A 13,244-nucleotide genomic window follows, 5' to 3' on the forward strand; every position below is an offset into this window, starting at 1 on the left:
GTTCCTAGGCCTGAGAGCCGCTCTTGTGTCTTTCTTTTTGTTACGCCGCACCAAGACATGCGGTATCGCCACGGCACCCGAAGGCCCGTGTCTGTCCTTTATGGACTGTCTCTTGTGGACTTATCGTTTGGTCTTCGGCTGTTCCGTCACGCTCCTTCCGTGCCGGACCAGCCAGGCCACGCACGACCGGCAGTAGTTCTGCCCGTCCCGCAGCCGCGTCCACTGCCCGCACACACCCGAGCAGCGCCGCCAGGACACCCGCACCCGCAACGGCCTCAGATGGGCGTAGGGGGCGTCGACGGGGTTCCCCCGCCGGATCCAGTTGCCTAGCCTGGACATCACCACCGCCTCACGTCGAGGTTCGTGGGAGGCACGAGGAGCGGGAACCACGGCTACCACCACAGGAGCCCGCCCCCGTGCCGACTCATTCCCCGTCACGCCGGGCGTGCCTGTTGGCCCCGGCTTCCACCTCGCCCGGCACCACCGCGTGCGCTTCGAGCTGGGCGCGGTAAGCCTGCGCGGAGTGGAAGGCGTAGGCCTCGGCCGCGTTCAGGAATTCCCGGGCGATCTCGACCAGATCCCGCGCCACCCGGACACCCATGGCGGAGCCGTGGACGTCCTCGGGCACAGCCACCCGCACCGCGCACCCGTGCCCGATGAGGGAAAGCACCGGCTGCCCCTGGGGCAACGTGCCGAAGGTGACCGCCGTGTTCTCATCCGGCGTGACCCACACCTGAAGAGTCATCGCGCACCGCCGGCATCCGGTTCACGGTGCCTGATCCCTGCGAACGGGCCCATCAAGTCGTACAGCCGGTCGAAGTCGTCCCAGTCCAGCGAGACGATGATCTTTTGCACCGGGCCACCGAAAACGAGCGTGAGGGTTTCCCCGCCGTGCAGCTCAACATCAAGCCGGGTGTCCTCATAGACCGACACCGTCAGATCCACTCCGACCTCATCACGAGTGATCCCCATGCCTAGGCCGCCTTGGAAGCGTCAGCGGCCTTGGTTTCCGCGGGCTTGACCGCCGGAGTCTTGTTCGCCCCAGCACCGCTGGCCTTGAACCCGGTCGCCCGGAACAGCCACCCCTGGTACTTGTACTCGCCGTTTCCGGTCACCCGGGGTTCGGCCGTCAGGCCCTCCAAGATGATCTGCCGCATGCCCAACCCGGGCACCAGCTCCGCCGTGGTCGGCACTGGCTGAACCTCGGCCAGGAACGTGACCTGGAACGAGGCCCGCTTGGCCTTGGTCTCATCCGGGTCGGTCACCGTCCCCACCCACTGACGCAGGCCCGACACGGGGTCAACCTTCTGCCGGGGCTCCCTGTTCTTGTTCTCCTGGTACTCGTTGTCAGGAGCTAGCTCCCCGACGAGCACCAGCCCCTTGGGAAACGCCAGGTCAAACGACACCTCGAACCGGTGCCCCTTCGGAATCGCCATCTCCACACCTCTTCTTTGATCACTGCCCCTGTCGGGGTCTCCATTGAGACTCGTTCGCCTAGTCGTCTAGACGAGTTAAAGGTAACTAGTCGTCTAGACGAGTGCAAGTAGATGTCTACTTTCTTCGCTTTTGCAACCTTGGCTAGCTGGTCGGGACGTCGTACTCCAGGACGTAGGCGTGCGCGATCTTCACCGTGTCGCACACCTCTACCGCCACCTCATTCTGGTCGTACGCGGTGCGAACCAGCGTCATCACGGGCACCCCGGTCGCGATCTCCAACACCTTGCGCTCCTCGGGTGTCGGCATCCTCGCCGAGACCTCTTCCTTGACGTGGGCCAGCTCGTGACCGGCCTCCTCAAGTCGCGCGTAGATCCCGCCAGGGCCGGGGTTCACCTCGGTGATCGAGGTACCCGCCGCCACGTGCTCCGGGATGTAGGACGTAGCGATCTCGACCGGCCGTCCGTCTGCGAGGTATCGCCGAGATCGGACAATCACCCGATCCTTTGGTGAAATTCCAAGCCGTGCCGCGATGTCTGCCGAGACTGTTTCATTGGTGACGCGAATCTGGTCAACCCCGGGGGAGTAGCCAGCCGACTCGGCTTCAACGAGGAACGCGGACTTTCCTCGGTCCCGATGTTTACGGGCGAATCGGTCGGCGGCCAGCCGTCGGACCGGGGGAGCCGAGCGTACGAACACACCCTTGCCGTGTTCGGCGACTACTAGGCCCTCACTGCGAAGTTCCTGGATCGCTTGACGTACCGTCATGCGCGCCACGCTGAAGTGTTCGATAAGTTCACTCTCTGAGGGCAGCTTCTCGCCAGCCGTCAGCCGTCCGAGCTTGATCTGTTCTCGCAGGATGTTCGCGATCTGACGGTAGGGTGGACGGTCGTCCGACCGGTTGATGGGATCGAGGTCCAACACGGGGTCACACTCCTGTAGACGTCTAGACGTGCCCAGTCTTCCATACCCGACAGCCGAAGGAAAGTGGAGGTTATGACCAATACCCCTCGATATTCCGTCAGCGTCGCCGGAATCGTGGTCGATGAGCACGATCGAGTGCTGGTCATCCGCCGCCGCGACAACGGTCACTGGGAACCGCCGGGTGGTGTGGTCGAAACCAACGAAACTTTCGAACAGGGTGTGCGTCGCGAAGTTCGCGAAGAAACCGGAATCGCTATCCGGGTCGAACGACTCACCGGTGTCTACAAGAACATGACGCGCGACATCGTCGCCCTGGTCTTCCGCTGCACGCCCGAGACCGCCGAGCCGGTACCGACCGAAGAAGCGACCGAGGTCCGCTGGATGACGCTCGACCAGGTTCGCGAAGCCATGGCCCCCGCCTACGCCGTGCGCGTGACTGACGCGTTTGAGAGCGCACCGCAGACCCGGGCCCACGACGGAGTGCAGATCCTCGGCTAGGACGACTCTGACCATCCGGTGCGTCAAGCGTCAGGTGAAGCCAGCGTGTCAAGCATCAGCCGAACCACGACAAGCGCCTGTCCTGCTGTGTTGCCGAATTTGGCTCTATGGGATCAAGGCGCGCCGCCAAGCGGCGCGCGGCGGGTAGTCGCGCTGGCCGCGACGGGCACACCCATCCAGGCACGGCCGCCTACCGCTCCGCTGCGGCGGCCGACCTGTCGGCGCGCCCGTCGAACCGGCGCCCACCTGCCGGGCCGAGTAGCCGCGCGCCGCCCCCATCACAGCCAACCCTTCCCGCGGAATGACCTGCTCCGACCTGGCACCCGGCATGTCCCGAACGCCCCGGCCGGCATACCCCTTCGCGTGTATCCACACGAAGGACCATGCAGGCCGAGACGCCCAGGCCACCCCGAGCACTTCCCAGCCAGGTCTTTCAACCCCCTGGATCACCCTGCGACGGCAACTCACGTCGATCCCTCACCTCCGCCTTTTTATTGTTTAACACCGGAATTACGGCATCAAGAGCGCCTACGGCGTCGCTCCGCGATGGACGCAAGCGCCCACTCTTGACACCTCCATTCCGGTGCTAACTGCCGCCGGGGCGAAGGAAAGGGGAGGCGAGAGGTTCCCACTCTCTCCCTCACCGCCGTCGACCCACCAGGGAGGCAGCACATGAACCGCACCCGACGCCCCGGCCCCGGACAGCTTCCACTGTGGACTGACCGGCCCAGCCCCAAGCCGGTCGGTCCCCGGGCATGCCGCTACTGCCAGAGCTGGTTCACCCCGATCACCCGGTCGACCACCCTGTGCCCGCCCTGCGTGATCAACCAGGCCCACACCGAGGACCGCCAGGCCGCCGCCCGACGCGTCACCAGCCCCCAGCCCGGACAGCTCAAGCTGGTCTTGGTTGAGCATGATCACGCTGCCTGTCAGGCCGTCTACAGGCCGTCAGACGTGGAGAAGTGGCGAGAAACCTGGAGAACTCACGAGAACTATTTTGGCTGGTCAGAGCCTCTTTTCTGGGTTCAATACCAGGTGACTCGGATTCGGTTCAGAGATCACCCAGATCTACGAGGGCACCAACCAGATCCAGCGGGTGGTCATGTCCCGGGCGCTGCTCAAGGGCTGAGCGGTTCGCGGACTGAGCGGTCACAGGCCGCCTGGGTGTTGGGACAGCCAGGCGGCGTGCCGGTCGCGTAGTGCGTCGCGGTCGGTGGTGCCGGGCAGGAAGATGTCCTGGCCGCCGTCGTAGGGGTGGTGCAGGCGGGTCAGGTCCAGGCTCATGATCAGCACTCCGGCGGTGCGGTCGTCGGCCACCGCGCGCAGCAGTTCGTCCAGGCAGCCTGGTCGCCAAGGCACCCGGCTCAGGTAGAGGTGGGTGTAGGCGACGAAGTCGGGGTCGTCGTCGGTGCAGACCGAGGTCCAGTGTTCGGCGGCCGGGTGCCAGGCGGCGTGGTCGGCGGGGCGGGGATCGGGGTCGGGGCGGTCGTTCCAGTCCGGGGTGAGCAGGTAGACGTCCTCGCCGGCGAACAGTTCGTCGAGCACGGTGTTGTAGCGGTGCAAGAGGATGTCGTACTCGGCCTCGGTGTCGGCGTAGCGCTGGGACTCCGGCAGGCTGTGGAAACGGACCCAACGGTCGCGGTGCGGGCCGCGTAGGTCGTGGCCGATCGGGTCGCAGGGGTGCCACTGCTGGTGCCAGCGGCGGAGCAGATCCTCGGGGATGGTCATAGTGCCGCCAGCCAGGTCAGGTACCAGTCGTGGAAGTTCGCGGCGGAGCCCTTGCCGGAGTTCGGGTCGAGCCAGATCCGGCCGCGGGACGGGCCGGTGAGCACCAGATGGTGGTAGTGGCCGCAGCCGATCTCGGCGATTTCCAAGGTGTCGGTGGAGCTGGGCACGGTGTCGGCCAGGGGGTAGACGCCGTAGTCGGGGCCCGCGCCGCCGTTGCCGACCTGGAGCAGGAAGTCGCGGTAGTCCGTGGGCAGGGTGATTCCGTGCTGGGCCTCGAAATCGGCCACGGCTGCTTCGGACAGGACCGGGTGCAACGCGTAGTCGCCCGCCGGGTCCTTGGCCGCCGCGGCGGCCAAGGTGGCGTGGATGTGCTGGGCGTTCCAGGTGGTCATGGGGTGGCCTGTCGGTGGTCGGCGGTGTGGTCGGCCGGCCGGGGCGGGTACCAGGCGCGGAAGTCGCGGTGCGAGGGCAGGCCGCCGTCACTGCCCAGGTCGATGACCGGGGAGCCGGGGGTGCGGTGTGGGTCCGCGTTGCCGTGGCCGACCTGGGGTGGGAAGTCGTGGTAGGCGGCGGGCTGGGGTGGGCCGAGGTGGTGCGGGTGGTGGGTGGCGGCGAAGGCGGTGTGGTCCGGCTCGGCTGTGACCGGGGGCGAGTGGATTCCTTCGGCGTGCCGGGTGGTCATGGGTTGGCCCGTACCAGTCCGTTTTCGTAGGCGATGATCACCAGTTGGGCCCGGTCGCGGGCGTGCAGTTTGGCCAGTAGGCGGCCGACGTAAGTCTTCACCGTGGCCAGGCTCAGGTGCAGCTCCATTGCGATCTCGTCGTTGGCGTGGCCGCGGGCGATCAGGGTCAGGACCTGTTGTTCGCGGTCGGTGATGCCGGTGAGGGGGCGGGCTGGGCTTGTGGTGGGGGCGGGGCCGCGGGTGAACTCCTCGATCAGGCGGCGGGTGACGGTGGGGGCGAGCAGGGACTCGCCCGCAGCGATGACGGTGATGGCTCGCAGCAGGTCCGCGGGTGGGGTGTCCTTGAGCAGGAAGCCGGCGGCGCCGGCGCGCAGGGCGGTGAAGACGGCTGAGTCGTCGTCGAACATGGTGAGGACCAGGACGCGGACCTCCGGGGCTTCGGCGTGCAGGCGGCGGGTGGCCTCGATGCCGTCCAGGACGGGCATGCGCACGTCCATCAGCACCACGTCGGGGCGCAGTTCGACCGCCAGCCGGACCGCCTCCGCGCCGTCGGCCGCCTCGCCGACCACGGACAGGCCGGGCGCGGTCTCCAGCAGCACCCGGAAACTGCCGCGCAGCAACGCCTGGTCGTCGGCGACCAGCACCCGGATGCCGGTCACGGGCGCCGCCGGTGCGGCAGGGTGGCGTGCACCCGGAAGCCGCCGTCCGGGCCAGGGCCCGCGCTGAACTCGCCCTCGTGCAGGGCCACGCGTTCGCGCATGCCGGTCAGGCCGTAGCCACCGGGGCGGGGCTCGCCGCCCGGACCGGTGTCGGTCACCTCGATCGTCACCACCTCCCCAGTGTCGGTGACGCTGACCCGGCAGTCCGCCGGGGCCGCGTGCCGGATCACATTGGTCACCGCCTCCTGCACGATCCGCAGCACGGCCGGCCGCACCGCCTCGGGCAACTCCGCCACCGGCACCGCGGCCTCGATCCGCACCCCGGTGCCTCTGGCCTGCTCGAACAGCTCGTCCAGGTCCGGCGGACCTGGGTCCTCCGCGCGCAGCACGCCGAGCAGTCGCCGGGTCTGGGCGAGGGCCTCCTTGCTGGTCGCCTCGATCACCCGCAGTGCGTCCCTGGTCTCCTCCGGCCGGGTCTCGGCCACGAAGTTGGCCACCGCGGCCTTCACCGCGATCAGCCCCATCCCGTGCGCCACCACGTCGTGCAGCTCCCTGGCGATCCGTAATCGTTCGTCCAGCCGGATCTGCCGGGCCTGCTGGGCGGCCAGCCGGTCCGCCTGCGACCGCCGCTGCCGCACGGTGTCCCCGGCCAGCCAGGCCAACACAGCCAGCCCAGCCGCGACCGGCCCGAACACCCAGCCCAGCGGTAGCCACAACGAGCCGAGCCCGGCCGTGACCAGGCACAGGGCCAGCACCCGCAGTGAGTCCCGCCGTGGCCACCGCGTGCTGCCCGCGTAGAGCACCAGCGCCACCGTCACGAACGGATCCCACAGCAGCCCGGTGAGCGCGACCGCCACCGCGATCCCCAGGCACACCAGTGGCCATCGCCTGCGCAGGGCCACCGCCGTGCCGGCGAGCACCGCGGCCGCGGTGGCCAGCAGCATGGTCGGCATCTCGTCCGACTGGGCCAGCCACAGGTTCCCGGCCACGCCGAAGTTGGCGGCGGCCAGCAGCAACCCGGCGAGCAGGTCCAGCAGAACCAGGTGGCGTGGGGTGGGTGGGGGCATGGGGAGCACGCTAATCCGCGGCGGGGGATCTGGGATCAGCCCAGGGTTGATCAGACCCAGGTATGACCTGGCGGCCGGAACTGTCCATTGTGGTCCGATCCGCGGCGGCCGTCCGCACGGCACGGTGGAGCCATGACCACGCAGCCCCAACAGTTTCCCGGCCGCTGGCTCGGCGGGATCAGTCTGGTTCTCGGCCCCGTGCTGCTGCTCGCCGGCGTGCTGACCCGCTTCGGCGTGCCCTTCTTCTTCCCCGCCCAGCTCGCCGGTTACGCCGCCGAACCGCTGCGGCTGACCGTGTCCTACAGCCTGGTCGCCGCCGGCCTCGTGCTGCTGTGCCCGGCCGTGCTCGCGCTGTCCGCGCGGATCGGCAACGCCTGGGGCGCAATCGGCACCGCCTTCGTGCTGATCGGCCTGTTCGCCCGCATCTTCCACGCCGGCGTCGACCACCTGGCCTTCCGACTGGTCGACGCGCAGCAGTCGGCCGCGGCCACCGAGGTGGTCGCCGCCGGGTACGGCGTGCCGCACGTGTTCAGCGTCACCGCGGCCGCGGCCGTGTTCGGCTGGCCGCTGCTGGCCGTCGGCGCCTACCGGGCCAGGGTGCTCGGGCCGGTAGGCGCACTGGCGCTGGCGGCCATGGCCGCGTTACCGGTCGGCGTGCTCAAGGGCAGCACGATCTCCTCGGTGGTCGCGGCGGCGGCGTTATGCCTGGCCCTGCTCCCGCTCGGGGTGCGCGTGCTGCGCACCGGCGGCCTGCCGGACCGTGCGGGCCTGCTCAGGTTCGCCGCGGTGGCCGTCGGCGCGGTCGGCCTCGGCTGGCTCTCCACCATGGGCTGACCACCGGAATTCGCACGGATGTTTCGTCGCGCACCTATTCCGTTAACGTACGAATGCGTTGCCGCGCAAGCATTTCCCTGGACGTGGGATGACCTGACGGAATGACCCCTCTTTCGTAGGGGGTTTCCTGTCTGTTTCCTGTTGGAAAGCGCATTCCGGTAGGTGGTTCCAAGTTGAATCAGTACTTTCGGCGGTACTGGGGAACCTCCGGTGCTGACGGCGGCGCCGGAACTGGAAGGAGTCAAGTCAATGCAGCCACTTCGGGATCTCACCCTGCTGCTGGGGCGGGTCGTCGTCGGCGTGGTGTTCATCTACCACGGCTGGCAGAAGCTCGTCACCGGCGGGATCGACGGGGTTGCGGCAGGTTTCGGGAAGATGGGCATTCCGCTGCCCACGGTGTCCGCGTGGTTCACCGCGCTGGTCGAACTGGTCGGCGGCGCCGCCTTCATTGTCGGCATTGGTCTGCCGCTGGTCGGCGTGCTGTTCGCGGTCGTGATGGCGGGTGCCGGATTCTTCGTGCACTTCAAGAACGGTTTTGGCCTGCCCGGCGGTTACGAGTACATCCTGACCCTGCTGGCGGCGGGTCTGGCCCTCGGTTTCAACGGCGGCCGCTACTCCCTGGACGCGGTCTTCGGCATCGGTCAGCCCAAACGTTCGCGGCAGACCGTAGACGCCTGATTGCGCGCTCAACCGAAACCCGCTGACGCATCGACGTTCACTCGCCCGTGTGCGGGGGAACTCCGGTATCCGGAACTCCCCTCAACGAGCGAAGGAGCCGGAAGATGGTGCGCTCAGCGGGTTTCGCGTTGCTCATCGGCCGCATCGCGGTCGGTCTGGTGTTCATCCTGCACGGCTGGCGCAAACTGATGACGGACGGGATGGACGCCACCACGGCCAACTTCGGCAAGCTGGGCTTCCCGGCCCCGGAGTTCATGGCCTGGTTCACCGCGCTGGTCGAGCTGCTCGGCGGCGCGCTGTTCATCCTCGGGGTGGCCCTGCCGTTGATCGGCGTGCTGCTCGCGATCGTCTCGGTGCTCGGCATCCTGTTCGTCACCGCCAAGAACGGCTTCTGGGCCGGGAACGGCGGCTACGAGTACGAGCTGGTGCTGGCGGGCACCGCGCTGGCACTGGGCTTCGCCGGCGGCGAGGTCAGCGTCGGCGGCTACTACCGCCGACGCCGTCATCCCGTTGCCGCCTAACGAAGTTCGCGGGTGATCTTCTCGGTTTCCTTGCGGGCGGCGAGCTTGCTCTCGTCCAGGTTGACGCACTGGACCAGCGAACCGCCGCCCGCGAGCACCGCGAGCAACCCGTCCAGGACGCCCGCATCCGTGTTCCAGTCCACAGTGGACAGGATCCGGTCGTCGGCGCCGAAGCCGAGTTCGGCCGCCCGCTTGGCCGCCAGGTCCAGCAGTTCGTCCACAGTGGACTCGCCAAGGGCCGGGGTGTCGCCGGGCACCGGCTCGTACGGCAGGAAGTCATCGCCGTGCACCCTGGCCTCGGAGATGTAGTCCAGCACGCCCGGCGGCGTGCTGGACAGCCCGCGGCCCATCGGGTCCAGCGAGGCCGCCGCGACCGTGCGGGCGCCCGGCGCGTCCCCGCCGGGCGCGGTGAAGCACACCTCGGTGCCCGCCGGATCGAAGCGCACGCTCGCCCCGCACCACCACGAGCCCAGCAGCACCCCGACGGTCTGCCAGTGCGTGGGCAGCAGCACCCCGACCGGGGTGCCCGCCTCCACGTCCAGCTCATCGCGCAGCCAGTTGGCGGTCTTGCTGGCCCAGTTGGCCATGGTGGCCCTGGACAGCTCGATCCGGACGCCGGTCGCGTCGTCGTAGTAGGTGATCAGCGGCCGCGCCGGGTCGGCGCGCAGCAGCGGGCGGAACAGCTTCTCGGTGATGCTCATCTGGGCCCCAAACTCAGTACACGCAGCGAACCCCGTTGGCGGTGATCGGCTCGTCCACCTCGACCGGCTGCTGCCGGGCGCCGGGCGGGCCGACCACCCCATCCAAACGCACCGCCCCGGCCCCGCCCAACCGCGCAGGTGGCGAACTCGGCGGCGGCGCGGAGGACGGAGGTGGCTGGGGCGAGGCGGGCGGTTCCGGCTTGGTCAGCCCGGCCACGAAGGAGCGCACCTGGTCCCGGTTGACCGTGACGACGCTCTGCCCGCGCTCGTTGCGGGCGCCCACGCCGGTGACCGGGATGGTGCGGAACTCCACGTTGCCGCCGGCCAGCCCCTGCATCTGCTGGGCGAACTGCAACGGGTCCCAGCCCGAGTCCATCACGATCGACTTCTTCGCCGCCGTCATCAGCGCGCCCAGTTTGCCCGGGTTGGTCAGCGTGCCGGAGGAGAGGATCTTGCTCACCACCGCGGCCATGAACGCCTGCTGGCGCACGATCCGGTCCAGGTCGCTGCGCGGCAACCCGTTGCGCTGCCGGACGAAGGCCAGCGCGTCGCCGCCGGAGATGGTCTGCGGCCCGGCCCGGAAACTCGCGCCGGAGTCCGGATCGCTGGTGGAGCGGCGCAGGCACACGTCCACCCCGCCGACCGCCTCGGTCAGCAGGTAGAAGCCGTACAGGTTGACCTCGGCGTAGCGGTCGATGCGCAGCCCGGTCAGCTCCTGCACGGTCAGCGCCAGCGCCAGCCGCCCCGCCTGGTGACCTTCCTTGTCCAGCCGGGCGTGCTCGGTGACGCCCTCGGCCCGGAGCTGGTCGATCTTGCGGTTCTTGCCCCGGGTATAGGCGGAGTTGATCTTCTCCTCGCCGATGCCGGGCACCGTCGTGTAGGTGTCCCGCGGGATGGAGAAGGCGGTGGCCTTGCGGCCGTCGTCGGGCACCCGCAGCACGATGATGGTGTCGGTGTTCACCCCGCCGTCGTTGGCCTCGGTGCGCAGCTGCTTCAACACCTTGGCGGGCAAGGGATTGCCCTCGGCGTCGGTGCGGCTGTCACTGCCGACCAGCAGGATGTCCGTGGCGCCGTCCTTAGCCTCCGGCGCGTTCGGCGCCTGGCCCAGTTCGTCGATCAGGTTGGTGGTGGTGACGTTGTCCTCGATGCGCGAGACCGTGGCCCAGCTGATCCCGGTCGCGGTGAGCACCGCCACCGAGAGCACCGCGGCCACGGTGCGCACGGAGACCAGCCCCGCGGTCTTCCACCGGCTGCGCCGGCGCGGCACGGGCACCGGCTCGGCGTCGTCCAGTGGCGCCCACTTCTGTTGCGGCCCAACGGTCGCAGCCGCGACCGCGGCGCCCGCGACCGGCTCAGCCGCTGGTTCGGCGGCGCCCGCGACCGGCTCGGCCGCCCGTTCGGCGGCGTCGGCGACCTGCCCGGCCACCGCGTTCTCGGCAGCCTGCCCGGCTGCCCCGTCCTCGGTCCCGGCGGCCTGCCCGGCCGCCGCACCCGCACTCGCCGTGCTGGCCCGCCCGGCCACCTCGGTGTCGTGGTCCTGCTCGGCGGCCTGCCCGGCCGCCGCGTCGGTATCCATGTCCCCGGCCGACGCCTGCGCGTCGTCCTGGTTCGGACGTGGTTTCTGCTCCTCCACGTCCCTGCCTCCCTGTTGAACGTGCTGGATTTCCCCCGGTCACCAGCCTAGTTCACGCAGGTGACACCGTCCGCCGTGATCGGTTGCTGGCCCGGCGCGGCGGCCGGGGCGACCGAGTCCACCCCATCGAGTGAAACGGGACCTCTGGCGGTGAACCCGCGGGCGCCGGGGCCCTTGTAGTCCTTGCCGAGGTAGACCTCGACCGTGCCCGCGACCACCTTGGCGTTCTCCTCGACGGGAACCCCGCCCAGCGCCTCGGACACCTTGTCCGCGAGCGACTTCTCGCCCTTGGCGTAGCGCACCACGGTCTTCGGCCTGGCCGGCGCGTTGTCGCTCTTGCCCTTGGCGAAACCCTTGGCCGCCAGCGCGTCCTGCACCTTGGTGGCCAGTCCGGTGGTGGTCGTGGTGTTGAACACATCGACCTTGGCGCCGGCCGAGTCGTTGCCGCCGTTGTTCCCGCTGCCGGCCTGGGTGCTGGTGGTCGCGGCCGGGCCGCCGGTGATGAGCTGCTTGGCGAAGTCCTTGACCTTGGACGGGTTGACGCTGAACGCATCCTGCCCGTCCGAGGTCTTGATCGACTCGCCCAGCGGCATGGTCTCGAAGCTGATCCGCCCGCCGGCCATGCCCTGCATCTGCTGGGCGAAGGCGATCACGTCCCAGTCCTTGTCCAGCACGATCGACTTCTTCAGCGCCTCGAACAGGTTGCTCAGCTTGGTGGTGTCGGTCAGCGTGCCGCCGGAGAGGATCTTCTTGGCCAGCCCCGCCATGAACACCTGCTGGCGCACCACCCGGTCCAGGTCGCCGCGCGGCAGGCCGTAGCGCTGCCGGACGAAGGCCAGCGCGTCGCCACCGGAGATGGTCTGCGGGCCCGCCTTGAAGTTCGCGCCGGACTTCTCTTCCTTGGTGGCCTTGGTCAGGCACACGTCCACGCCGCCGACAGCCTTGGTGATCTCGTAGAAGCCGAGCAGGTTGACCTCGGCGTAGTGGTCGATCTCCACCCCGGACAGGTTCTCCAGGGTCTTGATCAGCACCTTGGAGCCCTCGGTGTTGGCGTCGCGTTCCTGCTCCGGCTTGCTCTTGCTGCTGTTGCGCAGCTGCTTGAGCGCGGCGTTGCGGCCGAAGGCGTAGGCCGAGTTGACCTTGTTCTTGCCGTGTCCCGGCACGTCGACATAGGAGTCGCGCGGGAAGGACATCGCGCTGGCCTTGCTGCCGTCGTTGGGGATCCGGATCAGGATCAGCGAGTCGGTCAGGTGGCCCTCGTTGTCGCCGGCACGCAGCTCCTGCAGGATCTGCTTGGGCAGCGGGTTGCCCTGCGCGTCGACCCGGGAGTCGTTGCCCACCAGCAGGATGTCCGTGGCCCCGTCGGCCGCGATCTCACCCTGCTGCTTCTTGCCGATCACGTCGTTCTTGGTGAGCCCGCCGTCGAGGTTGCCGAGCATGCCGTAGGCGACCCCGGAGGCCAGCAGCACGGTGGCCGAGCTGACCGCGAGCACGATCTTGGCCACCCGCGTCGCCTGCCGCTTGCCCTGCTCCTGGGCGGACAGCTTCGGCTGCTCGGGGGTGCGCGCCTTGGTGGTGACGGCGGCGGCGTTGGCGCGGGTCCGCTCACTGGGGCGCGGTCTGGCCTGCTCGCGCGGTGCCGGACGGCCGCCTCCCCGACTTGCCGCGCCCGGGTCCGGGACCGGACGTCGCCGGTCGCCCTGGCCAGCTGGCGGTGCGGGGCGGCGCGGGCGACCCTGGGGGTCACCGGGCCGCTGGGGCCGGTCGTCCAACTCCGTTCTCCTCCCGGTCGATCGGACCAGATTATCTGGGGTCTGGCACCGCGTTCGCGGTTGCCGACATAACGTGGACGCATCAGAGGGTTTGCTGGTTGCTGCTCGTGACA

The 13,244-nt window shown here is 69.0% G+C and carries 16 protein-coding genes; 4 read left to right on the forward strand and 12 right to left on the reverse strand.

Translation table 11 applies throughout. From position 1 onward, the window contains the following. Positions 1 to 424 precede the first annotated feature (424 nt). The 4 genes from MZC64_RS11115 to MZC64_RS11130 form a co-directional block, all read right to left on the reverse strand. Positions 425 to 745, reverse strand: a complete 321-nt coding sequence (locus tag MZC64_RS11115; RefSeq protein WP_247763352.1) for a hypothetical protein — start codon at positions 743 to 745, stop codon at positions 425 to 427. Further along, a complete protein-coding gene (locus tag MZC64_RS11120) occupies positions 742 to 945 on the reverse strand; it encodes a hypothetical protein (RefSeq protein WP_247763353.1) in 204 nt (67 codons plus the stop codon). Before MZC64_RS11120 ends, MZC64_RS11115 begins: the two co-directional genes overlap by 4 nt. 29 nt (positions 946 to 974) lie before the next feature. Next, on the reverse strand, positions 975 to 1,436 hold the full coding sequence (locus tag MZC64_RS11125) for a hypothetical protein (protein ID WP_247763354.1): 462 nt from the start codon (positions 1,434 to 1,436) through the stop codon (positions 975 to 977). A 142-nt stretch (positions 1,437 to 1,578) separates the two neighbouring features. Further along, positions 1,579 to 2,358 carry a GntR family transcriptional regulator gene (locus MZC64_RS11130; protein ID WP_247763355.1) on the reverse strand — a complete coding sequence of 260 codons (780 nt, stop codon included), beginning with the start codon at positions 2,356 to 2,358 and terminating at the stop codon, positions 1,579 to 1,581. A 72-nt stretch (positions 2,359 to 2,430) separates the two neighbouring features. On the opposite strand from MZC64_RS11130, the gene MZC64_RS11135 reads away from it, so the two are divergent. After that, positions 2,431 to 2,856, forward strand: coding sequence for an NUDIX hydrolase (locus tag MZC64_RS11135; protein WP_247763356.1), 426 nt, complete (start codon positions 2,431 to 2,433; stop codon positions 2,854 to 2,856). Between the two features lie 1,149 nt (positions 2,857 to 4,005). Here MZC64_RS11135 and MZC64_RS11140 read toward each other — a convergent pair. Genes MZC64_RS11140 through MZC64_RS11160 form a run of 5 tightly spaced genes read right to left on the reverse strand, consistent with a single transcriptional unit; the run spans position 4,006 to position 6,992 of the window. Next, positions 4,006 to 4,584, reverse strand: coding sequence for a hypothetical protein (locus MZC64_RS11140; RefSeq protein WP_247763357.1), 579 nt, complete (start codon positions 4,582 to 4,584; stop codon positions 4,006 to 4,008). Continuing rightward, positions 4,581 to 4,976: an SMI1/KNR4 family protein gene (locus MZC64_RS11145; protein WP_247763358.1), complete on the reverse strand. Its 396-nt coding sequence runs from the start codon at positions 4,974 to 4,976 to the stop codon at positions 4,581 to 4,583. Before MZC64_RS11145 ends, MZC64_RS11140 begins: the two co-directional genes overlap by 4 nt. Continuing rightward, positions 4,973 to 5,266, reverse strand: a complete 294-nt coding sequence (locus MZC64_RS11150; RefSeq protein ID WP_247763359.1) for a hypothetical protein — start codon at positions 5,264 to 5,266, stop codon at positions 4,973 to 4,975. Before MZC64_RS11150 ends, MZC64_RS11145 begins: the two co-directional genes overlap by 4 nt. Further along, the gene (locus MZC64_RS11155) at positions 5,263 to 5,925 is read right to left on the reverse strand and encodes a response regulator transcription factor (protein ID WP_247763360.1); all 663 of its coding nucleotides are present in this window, start codon (positions 5,923 to 5,925) and stop codon (positions 5,263 to 5,265) included. Before MZC64_RS11155 ends, MZC64_RS11150 begins: the two co-directional genes overlap by 4 nt. Then, positions 5,922 to 6,992, reverse strand: a complete 1,071-nt coding sequence (locus MZC64_RS11160; protein WP_247763361.1) for a sensor histidine kinase — start codon at positions 6,990 to 6,992, stop codon at positions 5,922 to 5,924. Before MZC64_RS11160 ends, MZC64_RS11155 begins: the two co-directional genes overlap by 4 nt. Positions 6,993 to 7,124: 132 nt before the next feature. Between MZC64_RS11160 and MZC64_RS11165 the strand changes: the two genes are divergently transcribed. The 3 genes from MZC64_RS11165 to MZC64_RS11175 all read left to right on the forward strand — a co-directional run bounded on the left by MZC64_RS11165 (position 7,125) and on the right by MZC64_RS11175 (position 9,025). Next, entirely contained in the window at positions 7,125 to 7,826 is a 702-nt protein-coding gene (locus MZC64_RS11165) for a hypothetical protein (RefSeq protein ID WP_247763362.1), read from the forward strand. A gap of 249 nt (positions 7,827 to 8,075) precedes the next feature. Continuing rightward, positions 8,076 to 8,504, forward strand: a complete 429-nt coding sequence (locus MZC64_RS11170) for a DoxX family protein (protein WP_247763363.1) — start codon at positions 8,076 to 8,078, stop codon at positions 8,502 to 8,504. 104 nt (positions 8,505 to 8,608) lie between these two features. Continuing rightward, the gene (locus MZC64_RS11175; RefSeq protein WP_247763364.1) at positions 8,609 to 9,025 is read left to right on the forward strand and encodes a DoxX family protein; all 417 of its coding nucleotides are present in this window, start codon (positions 8,609 to 8,611) and stop codon (positions 9,023 to 9,025) included. On the opposite strand, the gene MZC64_RS11180 is transcribed toward MZC64_RS11175, so the two are convergent. Genes MZC64_RS11180 through MZC64_RS11190 form a run of 3 tightly spaced genes read right to left on the reverse strand, consistent with a single transcriptional unit; the run spans position 9,022 to position 13,131 of the window. Then, the gene (locus MZC64_RS11180) at positions 9,022 to 9,726 is read right to left on the reverse strand and encodes a TIGR03089 family protein (protein ID WP_247763365.1); all 705 of its coding nucleotides are present in this window, start codon (positions 9,724 to 9,726) and stop codon (positions 9,022 to 9,024) included. The two genes, MZC64_RS11175 and MZC64_RS11180, sit on opposite strands and share 4 nt — an antisense overlap. 13 nt (positions 9,727 to 9,739) lie before the next feature. Then, a complete protein-coding gene (locus MZC64_RS11185; protein WP_247763366.1) occupies positions 9,740 to 11,359 on the reverse strand; it encodes an LCP family protein in 1,620 nt (539 codons plus the stop codon). 47 nt (positions 11,360 to 11,406) lie between these two features. After that, a complete protein-coding gene (locus MZC64_RS11190) occupies positions 11,407 to 13,131 on the reverse strand; it encodes an LCP family protein (protein ID WP_247763367.1) in 1,725 nt (574 codons plus the stop codon). Between the last annotated feature and the right edge of the window lie 113 nt (positions 13,132 to 13,244).

The sequence above is a fragment of the Crossiella sp. S99.2 genome (genome assembly GCF_023094165.1).
In the GTDB taxonomy this organism is placed as follows: domain Bacteria; phylum Actinomycetota; class Actinomycetes; order Mycobacteriales; family Pseudonocardiaceae; genus Crossiella.

Bases quoted from the DNA above. Each gene is read 5' to 3' on its own strand.
- MZC64_RS11115 (WP_247763352.1), bottom strand. From the start codon at position 745: ATGACTCTTCAGGTGTGGGTCACGCCGGATGAGAACACGGCGGTCACC.
- MZC64_RS11125 (WP_247763354.1), bottom strand. From the start codon at position 1,436: ATGGCGATTCCGAAGGGGCACCGGTTCGAGGTGTCGTTTGACCTGGCG.
- MZC64_RS11135 (WP_247763356.1), top strand. From the start codon at position 2,431: ATGACCAATACCCCTCGATATTCCGTCAGCGTCGCCGGAATCGTGGTC.
- MZC64_RS11140 (WP_247763357.1), bottom strand. From the start codon at position 4,584: ATGACCATCCCCGAGGATCTGCTCCGCCGCTGGCACCAGCAGTGGCAC.
- MZC64_RS11145 (WP_247763358.1), bottom strand. From the start codon at position 4,976: ATGACCACCTGGAACGCCCAGCACATCCACGCCACCTTGGCCGCCGCG.
- MZC64_RS11150 (WP_247763359.1), bottom strand. From the start codon at position 5,266: ATGACCACCCGGCACGCCGAAGGAATCCACTCGCCCCCGGTCACAGCC.
- MZC64_RS11160 (WP_247763361.1), bottom strand. From the start codon at position 6,992: ATGCCCCCACCCACCCCACGCCACCTGGTTCTGCTGGACCTGCTCGCC.
- MZC64_RS11165 (WP_247763362.1), top strand. From the start codon at position 7,125: ATGACCACGCAGCCCCAACAGTTTCCCGGCCGCTGGCTCGGCGGGATC.
- MZC64_RS11170 (WP_247763363.1), top strand. From the start codon at position 8,076: ATGCAGCCACTTCGGGATCTCACCCTGCTGCTGGGGCGGGTCGTCGTC.
- MZC64_RS11175 (WP_247763364.1), top strand. From the start codon at position 8,609: ATGGTGCGCTCAGCGGGTTTCGCGTTGCTCATCGGCCGCATCGCGGTC.
- MZC64_RS11180 (WP_247763365.1), bottom strand. From the start codon at position 9,726: ATGAGCATCACCGAGAAGCTGTTCCGCCCGCTGCTGCGCGCCGACCCG.